This window comes from Sporosarcina sp. FSL K6-6792 (assembly GCF_038004885.1).
Classification (GTDB): domain Bacteria; phylum Bacillota; class Bacilli; order Bacillales_A; family Planococcaceae; genus Sporosarcina; species Sporosarcina psychrophila.
In genome coordinates, this window is sequence record NZ_JBBOSA010000001.1 from 3,439,102 (window position 1) to 3,455,445 (window position 16,344).

The window sequence follows — 16,344 nt, forward strand, 5'->3', positions numbered from 1 at the left end:
AGATAACCTACAATTCAGTCGAATTGGCTATACACAATTGGGTCGCTGTGGCATAATAAGTTCTATCGAGAAGTAATTCGTGAAACGAAAGAGTTTCTGGGGGTCAAAAAGATGAAAACAGTTTTTTCTTATGCGTGGCCATATAAATGGCCAATTGTCATTGCGTTATTTCTTATGTTACTGGAATTATCTGTAGAGCTAATTCAGCCGATGCTCATCGCTAAAATTATCGATGATGGCATCATGGCTGGGAATGAGGCTGTTATTTGGACGTGGGGAAGCGTTATGATGGCGCTGGCGTTTGTGGCGTTCTTTTCGGGGGTCATTAATTCATTCTTTGCTGCACATGCGGCGCAAAGTTTTGGGTTTGATCTACGACAGGCGTTGTTTCGTCAAGTTCAAGCGTTTACCATGGCGACGTTTCTTCGGTTCCCGACATCGGGACTCATCACACGGTTGACGAGTGACGTCACGATGGCTCAAAACGTACTGTTTATGGGGTTACGGATTATGATGCGTGCACCATTACTCGTAATTGGAAGTTTGATTATGGCCTTTTTTGTTAATGTCAAACTAGCATTATTTCTTGTAGTTGGGGCACCATTTCTGCTGATTTTTCTTTATTTCATGGCGAAAAAAGGGGTCAGTTATTTTTTGCATGTCCAGCACAGGCTTGACCGAGTAAACCGTGTTATCCAAGAAAATTTACAGGCTGTACGACTTATTAAAGCGTTTTTACGTGGGGCTTATGAAGCGAGTCGCTTCTCAAAAGTATCTGATCTGTTAAGAAAAGATACGGTAAAAGCGATGCGGATGATGGAACTAATCTTGCCGATCCTATTGTTTGTTATGAACGCCAGTTTGATGGCTGTACTATGGTTCGGAGCTATTGAAGTGCGTGATGGCGGCGCGCAGGTGGGGGAACTAGTAGCGATTGTTAACTATGCAATGCGCATGACAGGTGCGTTCTCGATGTTCTCATTCATCATTGTGGCATTCTCGCGTGCAAAAGCATCTTCTGAACGGATGGAAGAAGTTCTGCTTGCGAATGAAGACTTGGAAATCCATAGTTCGGAAAGTACAGGACTGTTACACAATGAAGGTGATTTGAAATTCGACAATGTGTCGTTCATGTATCCAGGTAAGTTGGAACCGATTTTAGATAACGTGTCATTCCATGTTTCACCGGGAGAAAAGCTCGCCATTATGGGGGCAACAGGGTCTGGAAAATCTACATTACTCAATCTTATTCCACGTATTTTTGAAAAAACACAAGGGAAGATCTATGTTAGTGGAACAGAAGTAGAGGATTGGCCGTTGAAAGATTTGAGGGATACGATTGGACTCGTACCGCAGCAATCGATTTTATTTACAGGGTCGATTTTGGATAACTTATCGTGGGGCGATATGGAGGCGGATGTCGACGAACTGGAAGAGGCGGCTAAAAAAGCACAAATCCATGAAGCGATTGATCTGTTCCCGTTAAAGTATGGTACAAGGGTCGGACAGAAAGGCGTCAACTTATCGGGTGGTCAGAAACAACGATTATCCATTGCAAGGGCGCTCGTTCGGAAACCATCTATCTTGATTCTCGATGACAGCACAAGTGCACTTGACGTGAAAACGGAAACGGCGCTATGGGATGCGCTTGAAGGGGAAGAAGCGACGATGCTCGTTGTCACACAGAAGATCCGAACCGCACAAGGGGCTGATAAAATCCTCCTTTTAGATGAAGGACAAGTGGTCGGCTATGGAACACATGACGACTTGATGGAGCAGTCCGCACTGTATCAGAAAATTGCGGAATCCCAATCCGATGAGGAGGTGGCAGCCGATGTTACGCGCAATTCGTAAACCGTTCGGCTACGAGCCGATTCTATCGAAGGAAGATATTAATGGTACTGGGAAGAAGAAAAAAGAACGTGCGAGTAACTGGAAATCAGTTCTTTTCCGGATTTGGCAACTTGTCGATGAACAGCGGGGGCTACTCATTGCTGTGCTCGCGCTTGTTTTTGTCAGTTCAGTCCTGGCGCTGCTTGGGCCATTGATGATTGGTAAAATTATTGACCATTATATTATTCCGATGAAGTTCGCGGGTTTAGGCGGCAGTATCGGGTGGCTTATCGCTATCTATATAGGCTTATCACTTGCGATGTATTTTCAAAACTATTGGATGGTTGGCATCGCACAACAAACCGTTTTTCGTTTACGGACGAGTTTGTTTGCTCATCTTCAAAAGCTGCCAGTCACGTTTTTTGATAAACGGCAGCACGGGGAACTGATGAGCCGAATTACTAATGATATTGAAAACGTTAGCCAAACACTGAACTCGTCTTTCATCCAAGTATTTTCGAGCATCTTGACACTAACCGGAACGCTTGGGGTCATGCTTTACTTAAGCCCGTTATTGACACTACTCACGATGATCATTGTTCCAGTGATGTTCGTTGCGATTCGGTGGATTACGCGCCGTACAGGACCTTTATTTAAAGAACAGCAGCAAGCAGTGGGCGAGTTAAACGGCATGATTGAAGAAACGATTTCTGGCCAGCGCATTGTCAAAGCATTCTCGCAGGAAGAACGTGTAATGGAAGAGTTTGCGCAGAAGAGTGAGCGACTTCGACGAACTGGTTTTTGGGCGTTGACCTACTCAGGTTTTATCCCCAAAGTAATGAATCTGTTGAACAACGCGAGTTTTGCGGTTATTGCAGGGGTGGGTGGATTGCTTGCGTTAAGAGGGGACGGTGTTATAACGGTGGGAACAATCGTCATTTTCTCTGAATTTGCACGGCAGTTCACACGTCCACTTAATGATCTTGCAAACCAATTTAACACAGTGCTATCGGCAATAGCTGGAGCAGAGCGAGTCTTTAAGATTATGGATGAACCGGTCGAAAAGGATGAGGCGACGGAATATACGGATATGATCCTCAAGGGGGACGTTGAGTTCCGAGATGTTTCCTTTGGTTATGCAGTCGAAACCGATGGCTATACAATTGACGATTTATCATTTCGTGTGAAGGAGGGGGAAACAGCAGCATTTGTCGGGGCCACGGGCGCTGGGAAGACCACGATTATGCAGTTGCTTGCTAGGTTCTATGAAGTTGATAAAGGAGTAATCTATATCGACGGTATCCCAATTAGCAAGTTGCCGCGGAAAACGCTTCGTAGCCAAATGGCATTTGTTTTGCAAGATCCATTTCTTTTCGAAGCAACAGTCCTTGAAAATATTCGTTATGGAAAACTTGATGCGACAAATGAAGAAGTCATGCAGGCGGCAAAACAGGCCAATGCGCATAGTTTCATTAGTCGGCTGGAAGATGGCTATGAGACTATATTGACGGCAGATGGCGGCGAGATCTCACAAGGGCAGAAGCAGTTGCTGTCAATTGCAAGAGCACTCGTTGCAGATCCAGTACTACTCCTTCTTGATGAAGCCACAAGTAGTATCGATACAGTTACAGAGCTAGAAATCCAAGAAGCACTCGATCGCCTTATGGAGGGCAGAACTAGTTTTGTTATTGCGCATAGACTGAATACCGTACGGAAGGCCGATACCGTTTATGTCATGGAGCAAGGGAAACTGATAGAATCCGGAAGCCAAGAAGAATTGATTGAACGGCAAGGTGTATTTTACAACATGTTGCTAGAATCGAAAGTATAGAAAAGCGGAAGCGGCCTGCCTAAACGTGGCAGGCATAAGGCGTGCCAGCGGAGCGGCGTACTTTGCCGCATAGCTGGAACGACTTATGACCCGAGCGTTTGGCCGCTGTAGTCTGGACAGTATAGAAAAGCGGAAGCGCCTGTGTAGCTCGTGAAGGAAAAAGGGAAAGAACCGGAAGCCGTTCTTTGGCTTATGGGTCTTTCATCATTTCCACAGCGAGCTAGGCGCTGTAGTCTGGACAGTCTAGAAAAGCGAAAGCGCCTGTGTAGCTCGTGAAGGAAAAAGGGAAAGACCCGGAAGCCGCTCTTTGGCTTATGGGTCTTTCATCATTTCCACAGCGAGTTAGGCGCTGGAGTCTAGACAGTATAGAAAAGCGAAAGCGGCACAATAAAAGGCCACAAGGACATTATATCCTTGTAGCCTTATTTTTATTATTTTACGTCTTCAATATCGAGCAACGTACCATCGTCAAAATCAACATCAAGGTCAAACTTTGAATAAGTATCCAAACCATACCATTGGAGAATCTTATCAATCACTTCTTGTTGGGGTGTATCTTTTGTGATACGAATTTCTATAAACATTTTACTAAGCTCATCCATCGCTTTATTATCTTTTAGTTTGATATTCTTCAGTTTATTTTCATAATCTGCATCTGCTTTTTCGGTCACATCGTAATCAGCATCAATTGCATCTTTACCATCGACATCGATTTCAAGATCGAATGACGAAAAACCGAATCCATTACCGGTTTCGATGGATCCGCCAGCTTTCTCATCTTCATTAATAATAATTGCTTCTTCACGGTTTGGCTTATCTGCATTTTTCCCGAAGTTGCCGCATCCGCCCATTAGCAATGCACCTGTAATTACGATTGTACCTACAGCATTCAATTTTCTCAAAATACTCACTGCCTTTCGGATTCATTGTCTTATCTATTATTTTGCCTTAAAATCCACTTTCTAAACAAAATACTTGTACAAATAAGAAAAGCGTAAGCGCTGGAGGGAGTTAAACTAAAGGAAAGTAGTTTAAATTAGTGTTTCCCTGTTGCAGAGAGTGGGGATGTAGTTCAATCCCTACCCACTGCTCCAGGTGAAATACAATTTTACTTTTTTATCGTATAAAAAAACCGGCATTTTAGCCGGCTAGTAAAAGTAATGTATAATGTGCGAATATAATTGTGTTAGTTACCATTTCGCGATATGTTCTTCCGAGGTGCCAAGCATGTTGCGGATTTGTAGGGTGGAGCCGTCATGTAAGCGCACTGTTCCGTTGAAGTAACCGACAACTTGATGGACCTCCGTGCGTACTAACCGGACATTCGTCATGGAAACACGTTCAAAAAAAGGTGTAAATGTTATGTTGACTGTATCTGAAAACTTCGTTCGAATTTTCCAAGGCATCATGAAGTTTTTATTATCATATGTAAATAGAACATCCTCATGAATTTTAGTCATCAAACCATCAACAAACACCGCGTTTTCAGTCATGCCTGTCCCATCTGTCCATTTACCACCGAAATTAAGTCCAATGCGACGACCACCAAGACGCTGAGATGCCATCGCCCAGTTCCATTCTGCTTTTCGCGGCCAGATACCTCTGCCGTAATCGAGAACAGCAAAACTATAATCTGGATTGAAATCGTACCGTTTGTCCCCGATTTTAACGAACCCGGATGTTGGTAATGAATGATGCTTAGCTGTGAACTGGAAAACGTCCCTGCTCCTGGGTATAACAACATTCAATGATTCATCGTTAATTGGATGACCAATATGGAAATCTGCATGTAGTACTTCATTATCAAAGTCTGGGATTGTCACGGACAGATGGGTTTCGCCTTGAATATGTATGATCTGGACAGTTAGATTATCATTCACGAATTTAACGCCATCCAACACGTTTTCAGGCATCTTCACATTGCGCCCAATTGGAATCGTTATTTGCTTTTCATAAAATCGCTGCGTTTCATAATTTAAAATATAGACAAAGCAGACAGCTGCATAATCAAGATGGCTAATCGTTGCGGAAAATAACAAATCTTCCCCGTACACACACCAATAATTCCACTTCTTCTTCCGCATGAAGTGGTTCTTGAGATTGCTCTGGATGAAAGGCTGACGTGCGAAGCCGATTGCTTCTGGATTCAATAACCCTTTGTTGTCACATAACGCAACGGGTTCGGTAATTTCTCTTTCTGCATGCTGCATATAGACTTCCCCCTGCCTATTGTCTTTTTCAAATCATATTGCTATACTTCTTATTGTATCAAAGATACGGGGCATTAGCTCAGCTGGGAGAGTGTCACGCTGGCAGTGTGAAGGTCAGGGGTTCGAGCCCCCTATGCTCCATAATACAAATTCATTGAGTCTCGAATAATCTCAAAGCCCTTGCATATCAAGGGTTTTTTCTTTTGCTTTAGTACATCAGATTTCATTGAATCGTATTCAAAACCGTAGTCATCTACCTACATCTCAATATAGTTGATGAACTTCAGTATTACTTCTTCTTTCGCTTCTTTTGAAACTGAACGTGAAAATCTTTATATGAGTGCTTTTCTAATACTCTAAAAGTTAAGTTTTTAGTATTATATATTACGAAAAATTTCACTACTATTACGTATTCGCAACTATGAATCGTGCTATTCTTCTAATAGGAACATTAATGTTTTTAGCATACTATGGTTGGTTAGCCATTGACATTTAATTTCCGCTAGAGCGCTCATTTAATTAGGGGCGCTCTTTTATTATGTCGAATTATGTTAGTGAAAACCGTTTCCATTCGCATTGTAATGAGTGTGGAGGGGTGAAAATGATTGGTCAGAGTTAGAAAAAGAATAGGAAACAATTATAGTGAATTGGCTTTTGAAAGTACTCTAAATAAAGACAATATTTTAAAAAAAGATAAAGAAAAAATGAGTGTAGGTCATTTGGCAAATGAACTTAATTATAAATGAATTATAATTGGTATTAATTATAGCTATATGTGTTTCTATTTCAAAAAGATGTATGGCTTTGATGTGGTTCAATAAGGGTATTAAATATTAAAATAGGATAAGGTAGTTCAATTGTCGAAGTTAAATTGATGTGAAGTTGTTCGGTGAAACCTTTTAAAATGTCATTACATAGGGTTTCTCGTTAAGAGGTAAGTACACGAATATCATACTGGCAGTGTGTAGATCAGGGATCCGAGCACCTATGCTCCATATAGGTTTAGAAGGGTGTCCAGTATAACTGGGCCCTTTTTTTGTTCGAAAATAGTCTTTCGTGCTGCGAGTAGTAAAATGGAAATCCATACATAATTAATCCAACGATAAATACTGTTAGCTCCAAATCTTGTTCTGTGAGAACGAGGTTAGGAGCTAACAGTATTTTTAAAATTCATGATAAAATAAAAATAAACGCACGATTATATCATATTTGCTAACTTTATATATTGAACCACGTCTGTTGATTATCCACTTTCTTACATGAGCTAGCTGTAAGAAAAGCATACAGCACACACTTGTACATTTTCGGCGCGTTTTGGACGAAATAATCACTTTGTTCTTGATTATTGGAACAGAAAAAGTGAAGAGGAGAAAAACGGATGGAATTATTAACGATTATCTTGATGTTGCTAGTCTTATTGCTTGTGACAAACGTTATTGGGAATTACGTGACACTATTACCAACTGCATTAATCCAAATTATTGTGGGGCTTATTTTTGCATTAGCTGTTAAAGATTTTACAATTGAAGTGGAGACAGAATGGTTTCTTCTACTGTTTATAGCACCACTTTTATACAATGAAGGCGCTCATTTTCCGCGAGAGGAATTATGGAAAATGCGTGCGTCAATTTTTGGGAATGCTATTATTTTAGTACTTCTAACTACGATACTTGGTGGAATGTTTGTCCATTGGATGATTCCAGCAATTCCTTTAGCAGCTGCATTTGCGCTAGCAGCAATTCTATCACCAACGGATCCAGTTGCTGTAAATGGCATTGCGAAACGTATTCAAATTCCAACTCATATTATGAATTTGGTGCGTGGGGAATCTTTAATCAATGATGCTTCAGGACTTGTTGCATTTAATTATGCTGTTTTAGCGGTGGTAACCGGTTATTTTTCAGTTCAAAAGGCAACAGGAGACTTCTTATATATGTTTATCGTTGGGGCATTGCTTGGTATCGGGCTTGGACTTTCGATTAATTTGCTTCGCTACGTTCTACGTAGAGGGGGATTTGTTGACGTAGTATTCCATTCACTATTACAAGTTTTAACGCCATTTATTATTTTCTTTATAGCAGAGGAAATGTTCCATGCATCAGGTGTTATAGCGGTTGTAGCAGCGGGGATTATCCATGCGCTTGTAAGAGAGCGTACAGAAAACTTTAGAGCGCAGGAGCAAGTGTTGACGGATAATCTGTGGTCAATTATCGCATTTGTATTAAACGGTTTAATTTTCTTACTGTTAGGTTTAACACTCCCATCTGCAATGCGTTCATTACTGGAAAATGAACAGATGAGTAATTGGCTGTTGTTAGGGTATGTTCTTGCGTTAGGTTTCGTCGTACTCGGTATACGATTTTTGTGGTCGCACACCATTAATCATTTCGATTATTACATTTTGAAAAATGTGACAGAAAAACCATCTCTGAAAACGAGTCTAATTACGAGTTTGGTAGGTGTCCGTGGAACGATTACAATGGTCGGTGTGCTATCGATTCCATTTTTTACATCAACGAACGATTTGTTCCCAGAGCGTTCACTTATTATCTTTTTGGCGGCAGGCGTTATTCTATTGACACTTATTATGGCAACAATATTTCTGCCTGTCCTAAGTAGGGGGGAAACGAGCACGCATACGACCAGTTCAGATTTAACGAATGAAAAGCAGCGCATGATCATGGGAGCTATTCAGAAAATCAATTCGGAAAAAACAGAAGAAAATGCTTCGATTGTCTATGAATTATTAAACGACTATACACTCATGTTGCATATGTTGCGGTCGAAAAATAAAAACGAAGAAGAGCTACGTGAATATAACGAGCAGCTGAAGATGGAAAGATTGCATTCTTTAATGTTGGAGCGTCAATATACGGAGGAATATATGAGTGTGCACGAAGTGAAGATTGCTACGTTAAAAAGTATCGAAAAGTCGGTTTCGATTCGTGAAAAGGCGGCAACAAGCGGTGCGAATCACTTTATCCGTCAACGGTTCTATCAAGTACTGAGGGATTGGAAACGTGGGCGCTTAAGTGACCGAGAATTAGAGCAGGTTCAGGAAATGGAAGATGCAGTGCAAATATTTACGTTTGAGAAAGTACTAGCGGGTTTGGAAGAACGAGCTTCTATTAGTGAACAACCAGAAGTTCTACACAATATGATTTATTATTATAAACGCCTTCTGAATAAAAAGGAATTGCCCCATAAAGTAGAGATGGATCAATCCATTTTAGACGAACAAAAGGAGATTCTATGTTTGAATGCTATTGAAGTGCAGAGAAAAGAGATTTCAGAAATGTACAAGGACGGTGCCATCAGCACGGTAGAAGCGAAAGAGCTTCGACGTTTTGTAAACTATATGGAAAGTGTAGTTTTATACGAATATGTCGAATAATGTTAGCCGAAGAGTGGTCGTTTAGAATATCCGGATATTAATTCAGGTGATTATTGAAGAGCGTTCATAAGCTGACATTCACGCTATTAGTATGAAGGTCAGGGGTTCATATATCACTACACTTCATAGGATTACGAAAGCGTTCGGTTTATCCGAACGCTTTTTGTTGAATTAAAAGAGTAAATATACATTAATATAAGTATTAATTAATAGAGTAGTGCTATATAACTTAATCCCTTACGGATAAAGCTTGAAGTCTTGCATATTTTAACAAATACATTAATTTATTGTATATAAATGGTTAGAATAATTTAATTATTCTTGTAGACAGATTAATAGCGTTACTTTATACTTTACATAATTCATCAGAATGGGTGAATGTTATTTACATAATACTAAAGGGGGATGAAAAACAATGAAAAAGTGGTTAACAGCGACATTAATGATTGCAGTTCTACTTGTTGCAGGGTGTAGTAAAGATGCTGGGGGCGTCACTACAGAAAACTCGACTCTGCAAAACGTGGCGAAAAACAAGAAGCTAGTAATTGGGATGTCGCCAGGGTACTTCCCGTTTGACATGAAAGATCCAAATGGTGATTTTGTAGGCTATGACGTTGATACTGCAAATGCTATTGGTGAATGGTTAAAAGTAGATGTGGAGTATAAACAATTCACATTTGACGGGCTTGTTCCGGCACTTCAAACGGGAGAAATCGACATGATTCTTGCAGGTATGACAATCCGAGGAGACCGAGCACTTGTTGTCAGTTTTTCCAATCCATATTATAAAACTGGCCAAGCGCTTATGGTTCCTGCCAAAGATACTTCGACGAAGTCTTGGGAAGAGCTTGATGTGAAAGGGAAAAAAATTGCAGTTGGTATTGGAACAACTGGGGCGCTCTTAGCGAAAGATCTTTTCAAAAATGCTGAAATAATGGATTTTGAAGAATTCCCATCTGCTGCAACAGCAATGGCGCAAGGGCAAGCAGATGCTGTTCTTTATGACGAACCAGCCATCGCTGTATGGAAACTTCGCAATGGCAATCAAGTCAGAGCTGTCGAAGGCCTAATTTCTTCAGAAAATTTAGGAATTGCAGTAAAGAAAAATGACATTGAAACAATTTTGTGGCTTAACTCATTTTTAGCGAACTATATTGATAGCCCAGCTGAATTGGCTTCAAGAAATAAGTGGTTTGAAACAAGCGATTGGTTGAATGAAGTCGTAGAAGAATAACCACTTCTTCAATTTCAGAGGGGGAAATTAAATGGGCGGCTATAATTATGACTGGAGTATTATAACAAACAATATGGATATATTTATTGATGGAGCGTTGAAAACGTTGGAAATTTCAGCGATAGCGCTTCTGATTGCTATACCCATAGGAATCATTTTTGGACTAGGACGTATTTCAAGAAACAAATTCTTTCGACTTATTTCCTCTTTCTATGTGGAAGTGATGCGCGGTGTACCATTACTTGTTCTTCTATTTTGGATATTTTTTGTACTTGGTCAATTCGTTAGACTTGGATCTTATTGGTCTGCCATTTTAGGTCTTGCTATTTTTTCGGGGGCGTTTATCGCAGAAATTGTTCGCTCGGGAATTCAAGCAGTACCAAAAGGACAAATGGAGGCTGCGCGTTCATCGGGCATGTCCCACACGAATGCAATGCGATATATCGTTTTACCACAAGCGTTTCGACGAGTGTTACCTCCTTTGGCATCACAGTTTATCATTTTAGTTAAAGACTCTTCTCTTGTGTCTGTTATTGCAGCGACGGATTTAACGTTGAATGCAAAAAATCTTGTCGCAACATCGTTCCGCTCGCTAGAAATATGGACATTTGTCGCGATCGTTTATTTAATTATGACGTTCAGTATGTCGATGATTATACGATATTTTGAGAAACGACTTTTATCGCGCGAGAACTGAGTGTAAGCTTGTTATGAAGGAGTGTTTTTATGATTACCATTAAAAATGTTAATAAATCCTTTGGTGCTCATCAAGTACTAACGGATATATCACTTGAAGTACCGAAATCCAATGTAATCGCACTTATTGGACCGAGTGGTGCCGGAAAATCAACGCTCATTCGGACATTGAATGCGCTAGAACCTATTGATAATGGTGAAATCATTGTGGATGGCGTTTCTATTCACGATAAAAAAACGAATATTAACAAAGCGCGCATTAATATCGGATTTGTATTTCAGAATTTCAACTTGTATCCATTTTTGACAGCGCTTCAAAACGTGACAATAGCGCTCTTGAAGGTAAAAGGGATGAATAAAGAGGCTGCGGACAAGAAAGGGAAAGAATTGCTTATCTCTTTAGGCCTTGGCGACAAATTCGATGCATATCCTGGTCGGCTTTCTGGTGGACAACAGCAACGTGTAGCTATTGCACGGTCGCTTGCCATGGATCCACAAGTAATGCTATTCGACGAACCGACATCCGCACTCGATCCGGAAATGGTGACAGAAGTGCTTGATGCGATTCGTAAATTGGCACACGATGGCATGACGATGGTCGTTGTTACACATGAAATGGGCTTCGCCAAAGAAATTTGCGACGAAATTGTCTTTATGGCGGAGGGGAAAATTGTAGAAAAGGCTCCACCATCAAAATTCTTTACGAACCCAGACTCTGAACGCGCGAAGAATTTCTTATCCAAAGTACTGAACCACTAATTTTTTAGTTTTTCCTTTATTGGATAGTTAAAAAGCGTCAAACTCATGCAATTAACTTGCATAAGTTTGACGCTTTTTTAAATATAAATGAACTTTTTCCATCTTTGTGTGTCTAATGAGTAGGAACGGTGGAAATGGGGTGGCATTGTGAATGAAGTTGACCTTGCTAAACGAGCGATTAAACGCGATGAGCAAGCATTTTTAGAAATCATTCATCTATTAAAAGTATACTTTCAAGCGTATCCGAACTACATCAATGGAGATATTTCCGTGGAGCTTAAATGAACTTTTTAGATGAAATAAATGCGCTGCAATTTGTCAGAAAGGCATTCCTACTTTGTCTTATTCATACGATGGAATAAGGAGGGGTTTGATCATGTACAACAGGGAAGCGGCTGTTCGCTATGCAAACCAGTGGTGGAATGGCCGCAATCCGGCATTTCCATCATTCGATGTAGATTGTACTAATTTCATTTCACAATGTTTGCTTGCGGGGGGAGCACCAATGCATGGTTACCCGAATCGCGAAAGAGGCTGGTGGCTGCGTGGAGGAACGTGGAGTTTCAGTTGGTCGACGTCGCATTCGTTGCGTTGGTATTTAGCGGGTTCGAAAAAAGGATTAACTGCAACACAAGTTTCATCAGCTGAAGAATTAGGGCTAGGGGATGTCATTGTCTACGATTTTGAAGGTGATGGCAGATTCGATCATTCGACCATCGTCACCGCAAAAGATGGCTCAGCACCACTCGTTAATGCACATACGTTCGACGCACAGCATCGTTTCTGGGCATACAAAGATTCATATATGTTTTCGCCAAATGCAAAGTATATCTTTTTTAAAATTAATGACCAGTTTTCATGATGACTATAGTTGCGAATGTAATCGTAAAAAAAGCAGTCCGTCAACTTAAGACGGACTGCTTTTTTTACTGTCTAGACTCTAGCGCTTTTGTTTGTTCAGTCAAACCATAGAACTGCGAGCGTTCCCTCGCCGGCGTGAACCGCAAGGACGGAGCTAATATCTCCAATTTTCACTTCAAGATCGGGTATTTGTTCCGTGATTAGAGTCTTCAAATGCTCTGCCTGTTCCAAGACATTGCCTTGCATTAAATGAATTTTCGTTCGGCCTGGATGGTGACCAGCGACTACTTTATCGACCAAATATTGAAGTGCTTTTTTCTCGGAACGCACTTTGTCTACTGGTTGTAATTCGCCTTCGGACGTAATGTGGACAATTGGTTTTACTTTCAACAAGCTCCCAATGAAAAATTGTGCAGCGCTCATTCTGCCGCCTTTGTACAATTGTTCAAGCTGTCCCATTAGGATATAGTTATGCATCGTGCCAGCCATTTTCTTAAGCCGCGCTTCAATTTCTGGAACAGTTGCACCTTCGTCTTGCATTTCTATGCCCCGTTCGATTAATCCTGTGACCCCATAGGATAAGGAAAGTGAATCGATGAATGTAACAGGGAATCCCGAAATTTCTGAGCCTGCTATAGAGGAAGCAAGTGTCCCACTCATTTTACCGGACACATGAACAGCAATTGCTTGCTCGTACTGTTCCGCGATAACCTTGTAACGTTCAGCAAATGCACCCGCAGAAGGTTGTGAGGATTTTGGGAATTCTTTAGCGTTCTTGATTTTCTCGTAAAGTTGCTGAGGATTCAAGTCTACACCATCAACAAATTGTTTTTCACCGAAATGTATATTTAAAGGTACTGAAAAGAAGTCTGGGTGTTGACGAAGTTCCTCTGAAATGTATGCTGTGCTGTCTACAATCCACGCAATTGGCTTTTTTATCATGATTAAAATCATCCTTTATCACTATAATATACGCTACTATTACTATACCATGAAAAGTAATAAGAACATATTTAGAAAACACTAAATATGTCGAAATTTAGGCAGCTTCGCTAAAAATCAATGGTTAAGGTATAATAGAAGAAGTATGTGTAAAGGGGAAATGAGTTATGAATGAGCAAGCTTTATCTGTCAGAGATGCGATTATTACGCGTCGTTCAATAAAGAACTTTAACGGTCAGCCGGTTGATCCGGAAAATATTGCCGAAATACTTGAAGATGCGGCATGGGCACCAAATCATGGCAATCGAAATCCGTGGCGCTTTGTTGTAGCTGCTGATAAGGGATATGTGAAATTCCTCGATATTTTACGTGAATATGGTGTACCGAAATGGAAAGAACTTTCGGAAGAAGAACTTGAGAAACAAATGAAGAAATTCACAGGACCGGGTGCAGTTGCATTTGTTATTGTCCCTGAGGACCCTCGTCAGAAAGAGCGTCTAGAAGATTATGCAGCGGCGAGCATGTTTGTTCAGAACACCATGCTACTCGCATGGGATAAAGGAATCGGAACATGCTGGAAAACACCTGGCTTCCTGGATAACCCGAAATTCAGAGAAGAACTTGGCGTTAAACCAGGTGAACGCATTATCAGTATGCTTCAATTTGGTTATTATGACGAAAGACCAAAGGCTCGTCCACGTAAACCACTTGAAGAATTTGTCACGTATTACGGTGAGGAAATCGAAGAAGCATAATGATATTGAAGTGGTTTTTGCTCGGATTGCATTTGATAATGCGATTCGGGCTTTTTTGCAGTTCTATATAGGTGGTGTTGAGCGACCCGTGCGTTGTGAAGTTGCGTTTAGACGTTGTTAACTTTATTTAAAGTGTTGTCTAGTTCTTCAAAAGCGGTGTTGAGCGACCCGTGCGTTGTTAAGTTAGACAGAAGCGTTGTGAAGTTGCATTTAGGCGTTGTTACCTTAATTGAAAGTGTTGCTTAGTTCTAAAAAAACCGGACCCTCACAAGGAGAATCCGGCACACGTGTCACTTTTTCAATTCATCTTTCTCAAAGCCTGCAATTTCATAATAATAATCGCCGATGACACGTAGTCCTTGGTCGAAGTTTTCCAAATGGAAGTGTTCGTTCGGTGCGTGGAAGTTTTCTGACGCAAGTCCGAAGCCCATCAAGACGACAGGTAATTCTAGTATTTCATCAAATGCTGCAACGATTGGAATTGATCCGCCACCACGTGTATAGGCAGTTGGTACATTGTAAACCTTTTCGTATGAACGTCCTGCAGCCTGAATTGCAGGGTGATCGAACGGTGTGATGAAAGGTTTCCCTTTATCGAATTCAGTGACTGTAACAGTTACGCCTACTGGTTTATATTTTTCGATATGCGCTTTCAATTTCTCAATGATTTCATCTGGATCCTGGTCAGGAACTAAACGGCATGTAATTTTCGCGCCTGCTTCAGCCGGCAATACTGTTTTAATGCCTTCGCCTGAAAATCCGCCAAATACTCCGTTCACTTCAAGAGTAGGACGAGTCCATGTACGCTCAAGGTGCGAATATCCTTTTTCTCCGAACAGTTCTGTCACGCCAATTTCTTCTTTCAATTCATCTTCGTTGAATCCAAGTGCTTGGTAGGCTTCGCGCTCTTCATCCAATAGAGGACGGACATTGTCGTAGAATCCTTCAATTGCAATCGTTCCTTCTTTGTCACGGAACGAGGCGAGAACTTCTGCAAGCGAATGAATCGGGTTTTGGACGCCTCCACCATATAAGCCGGAGTGAAGATCGCTTTTCGCACCTTGCACGTCGATTTGCACGCCGCACAGACCGCGAAGTCCGTAGCAAACTGCAGGTTGTCCAGGTCCTTGCATGCCTGTATCAGAAATGACGATGACGTCAGCTGCGAGCTTGTCTTTGTTGGCCTCAATGTATTTTTCGAGATTTGGACTGCCAATCTCTTCTTCACCTTCAATGATGAACTTCACATTGACTGGTAAACCGCCTGTCTTTTGCATAAGTGCTTCAACGGCTTTCACATGCATGAATACTTGTCCTTTATCATCACTGGCACCGCGCGCATATAATTTGTTATCACGAACTTCGGGTTCGAATGGTCCAGTTTCCCATAAATTCAGCGGGTCAACCGGCTGGACGTCGTAATGACCATAGACTAGAATTGTCGGTTTTCCTTCTGCGTGGAGCCAATCGCCGTAAACAACAGGCTGTCCGTCTGTTTCGTCGATTGAAAGGTTTTCAAGTCCTGCTTCTTTGAATGAATTCAGCAACCACTCAGCAGCCTGTTGCATATCGTTTTTATGTTCGGATAAAGCACTAATACTTGGAATACGGAGGAAGTCTTTTAATTGTCCAAGATGTTCGTCCCGTTGTTCTTTAAAATACTCGTCAAGCGTCTCTAAATGATTCAACACAATCCCTCATTTCAAATAATTTCGTGAATAGAAATAGTATAGCAGATGATGTAGATAGTGAGTAAGAAAGACGAACGCAAATATGAATAATATGGTATGCTGTTTGAAAGTTATTAATTGGCTGAATATATAAATATG

The 16,344-nt window shown here is 41.0% G+C and carries 14 protein-coding genes and 1 tRNA gene; 11 read left to right on the forward strand and 4 right to left on the reverse strand.

Annotated elements, in window-relative coordinates; genetic code table 11:
• The first annotated feature begins 111 nt into the window (after positions 1-111).
• Together MKZ26_RS16835 and MKZ26_RS16840 are read left to right on the forward strand one after the other, a co-directional pair.
• The gene (locus tag MKZ26_RS16835; protein ID WP_340766876.1) at positions 112-1,854 is read left to right on the forward strand and encodes an ABC transporter ATP-binding protein; all 1,743 of its coding nucleotides are present in this window, start codon (positions 112-114) and stop codon (positions 1,852-1,854) included.
• Positions 1,835-3,664 (forward strand): ABC transporter ATP-binding protein, encoded by a 1,830-nt coding sequence (locus tag MKZ26_RS16840; protein WP_340766877.1) that lies wholly within the window; start codon positions 1,835-1,837, stop codon positions 3,662-3,664. The genes MKZ26_RS16835 and MKZ26_RS16840 overlap by 20 nt, the downstream gene beginning before the upstream one ends.
• Positions 3,665-4,095: 431 nt before the next feature.
• Here MKZ26_RS16840 and MKZ26_RS16845 read toward each other — a convergent pair whose 3' ends face one another.
• Entirely contained in the window at positions 4,096-4,566 is a 471-nt protein-coding gene (locus tag MKZ26_RS16845; RefSeq protein WP_067213334.1) for a YusW family protein, read from the reverse strand.
• A 288-nt stretch (positions 4,567-4,854) separates the two neighbouring features.
• Positions 4,855-5,874 (reverse strand): DUF2804 domain-containing protein, encoded by a 1,020-nt coding sequence (locus tag MKZ26_RS16850; RefSeq protein ID WP_067213330.1) that lies wholly within the window; start codon positions 5,872-5,874, stop codon positions 4,855-4,857.
• Positions 5,875-5,942: 68 nt separating this feature from the next.
• Between MKZ26_RS16850 and MKZ26_RS16855 the strand changes: the two genes are divergently transcribed.
• The 8 genes from MKZ26_RS16855 to MKZ26_RS16890 all read left to right on the forward strand — a co-directional run bounded on the left by MKZ26_RS16855 (position 5,943) and on the right by MKZ26_RS16890 (position 12,819).
• Positions 5,943-6,015, forward strand: a tRNA-Ala gene (locus MKZ26_RS16855).
• 464 nt (positions 6,016-6,479) lie between these two features.
• A complete protein-coding gene (locus tag MKZ26_RS16860; protein ID WP_340766878.1) occupies positions 6,480-6,620 on the forward strand; it encodes a hypothetical protein in 141 nt (46 codons plus the stop codon).
• A 632-nt stretch (positions 6,621-7,252) separates the two neighbouring features.
• Positions 7,253-9,268, forward strand: a complete 2,016-nt coding sequence (locus MKZ26_RS16865) for a Na+/H+ antiporter (protein ID WP_340766879.1) — start codon at positions 7,253-7,255, stop codon at positions 9,266-9,268.
• 415 nt (positions 9,269-9,683) lie between these two features.
• Positions 9,684-10,502: a transporter substrate-binding domain-containing protein gene (locus MKZ26_RS16870; protein ID WP_340766880.1), complete on the forward strand. Its 819-nt coding sequence runs from the start codon at positions 9,684-9,686 to the stop codon at positions 10,500-10,502.
• Positions 10,503-10,533: 31 nt separating this feature from the next.
• The gene (locus MKZ26_RS16875) at positions 10,534-11,199 is read left to right on the forward strand and encodes an amino acid ABC transporter permease (protein WP_340766881.1); all 666 of its coding nucleotides are present in this window, start codon (positions 10,534-10,536) and stop codon (positions 11,197-11,199) included.
• A gap of 29 nt (positions 11,200-11,228) precedes the next feature.
• Complete coding sequence (locus MKZ26_RS16880) at positions 11,229-11,957, forward strand: amino acid ABC transporter ATP-binding protein (RefSeq protein WP_067213323.1); 729 nt, start codon at positions 11,229-11,231, stop codon at positions 11,955-11,957.
• Between the two features lie 147 nt (positions 11,958-12,104).
• On the forward strand, positions 12,105-12,242 hold the full coding sequence (locus tag MKZ26_RS16885) for a hypothetical protein (RefSeq protein WP_340766882.1): 138 nt from the start codon (positions 12,105-12,107) through the stop codon (positions 12,240-12,242).
• A 91-nt stretch (positions 12,243-12,333) separates the two neighbouring features.
• Positions 12,334-12,819 carry an amidase domain-containing protein gene (locus MKZ26_RS16890; RefSeq protein ID WP_187046034.1) on the forward strand — a complete coding sequence of 162 codons (486 nt, stop codon included), beginning with the start codon at positions 12,334-12,336 and terminating at the stop codon, positions 12,817-12,819.
• Between the two features lie 95 nt (positions 12,820-12,914).
• Here the strand turns inward: MKZ26_RS16890 and MKZ26_RS16895 are convergent, their stop codons facing one another.
• A complete protein-coding gene (locus tag MKZ26_RS16895; RefSeq protein ID WP_340766883.1) occupies positions 12,915-13,760 on the reverse strand; it encodes a DegV family protein in 846 nt (281 codons plus the stop codon).
• A 167-nt stretch (positions 13,761-13,927) separates the two neighbouring features.
• On the opposite strand from MKZ26_RS16895, the gene MKZ26_RS16900 reads away from it, so the two are divergent.
• Positions 13,928-14,515, forward strand: a complete 588-nt coding sequence (locus MKZ26_RS16900; protein ID WP_067213314.1) for a nitroreductase family protein — start codon at positions 13,928-13,930, stop codon at positions 14,513-14,515.
• Between the two features lie 290 nt (positions 14,516-14,805).
• Here MKZ26_RS16900 and MKZ26_RS16905 read toward each other — a convergent pair whose 3' ends face one another.
• Positions 14,806-16,203 carry a dipeptidase gene (locus MKZ26_RS16905; RefSeq protein WP_340766884.1) on the reverse strand — a complete coding sequence of 466 codons (1,398 nt, stop codon included), beginning with the start codon at positions 16,201-16,203 and terminating at the stop codon, positions 14,806-14,808.
• Positions 16,204-16,344 lie beyond the last annotated feature (141 nt).

Bases quoted from the DNA above. Each gene is read 5' to 3' on its own strand.
- MKZ26_RS16900 (WP_067213314.1), top strand. From the start codon at position 13,928: ATGAATGAGCAAGCTTTATCTGTCAGAGATGCGATTATTACGCGTCGT.
- MKZ26_RS16835 (WP_340766876.1), top strand. From the start codon at position 112: ATGAAAACAGTTTTTTCTTATGCGTGGCCATATAAATGGCCAATTGTC.
- MKZ26_RS16890 (WP_187046034.1), top strand. From the start codon at position 12,334: ATGTACAACAGGGAAGCGGCTGTTCGCTATGCAAACCAGTGGTGGAAT.
- MKZ26_RS16850 (WP_067213330.1), bottom strand. From the start codon at position 5,874: ATGCAGCATGCAGAAAGAGAAATTACCGAACCCGTTGCGTTATGTGAC.
- MKZ26_RS16880 (WP_067213323.1), top strand. From the start codon at position 11,229: ATGATTACCATTAAAAATGTTAATAAATCCTTTGGTGCTCATCAAGTA.
- MKZ26_RS16870 (WP_340766880.1), top strand. From the start codon at position 9,684: ATGAAAAAGTGGTTAACAGCGACATTAATGATTGCAGTTCTACTTGTT.
- MKZ26_RS16840 (WP_340766877.1), top strand. From the start codon at position 1,835: ATGTTACGCGCAATTCGTAAACCGTTCGGCTACGAGCCGATTCTATCG.
- MKZ26_RS16865 (WP_340766879.1), top strand. From the start codon at position 7,253: ATGGAATTATTAACGATTATCTTGATGTTGCTAGTCTTATTGCTTGTG.
- MKZ26_RS16875 (WP_340766881.1), top strand. From the start codon at position 10,534: ATGGGCGGCTATAATTATGACTGGAGTATTATAACAAACAATATGGAT.
- MKZ26_RS16895 (WP_340766883.1), bottom strand. From the start codon at position 13,760: ATGATAAAAAAGCCAATTGCGTGGATTGTAGACAGCACAGCATACATT.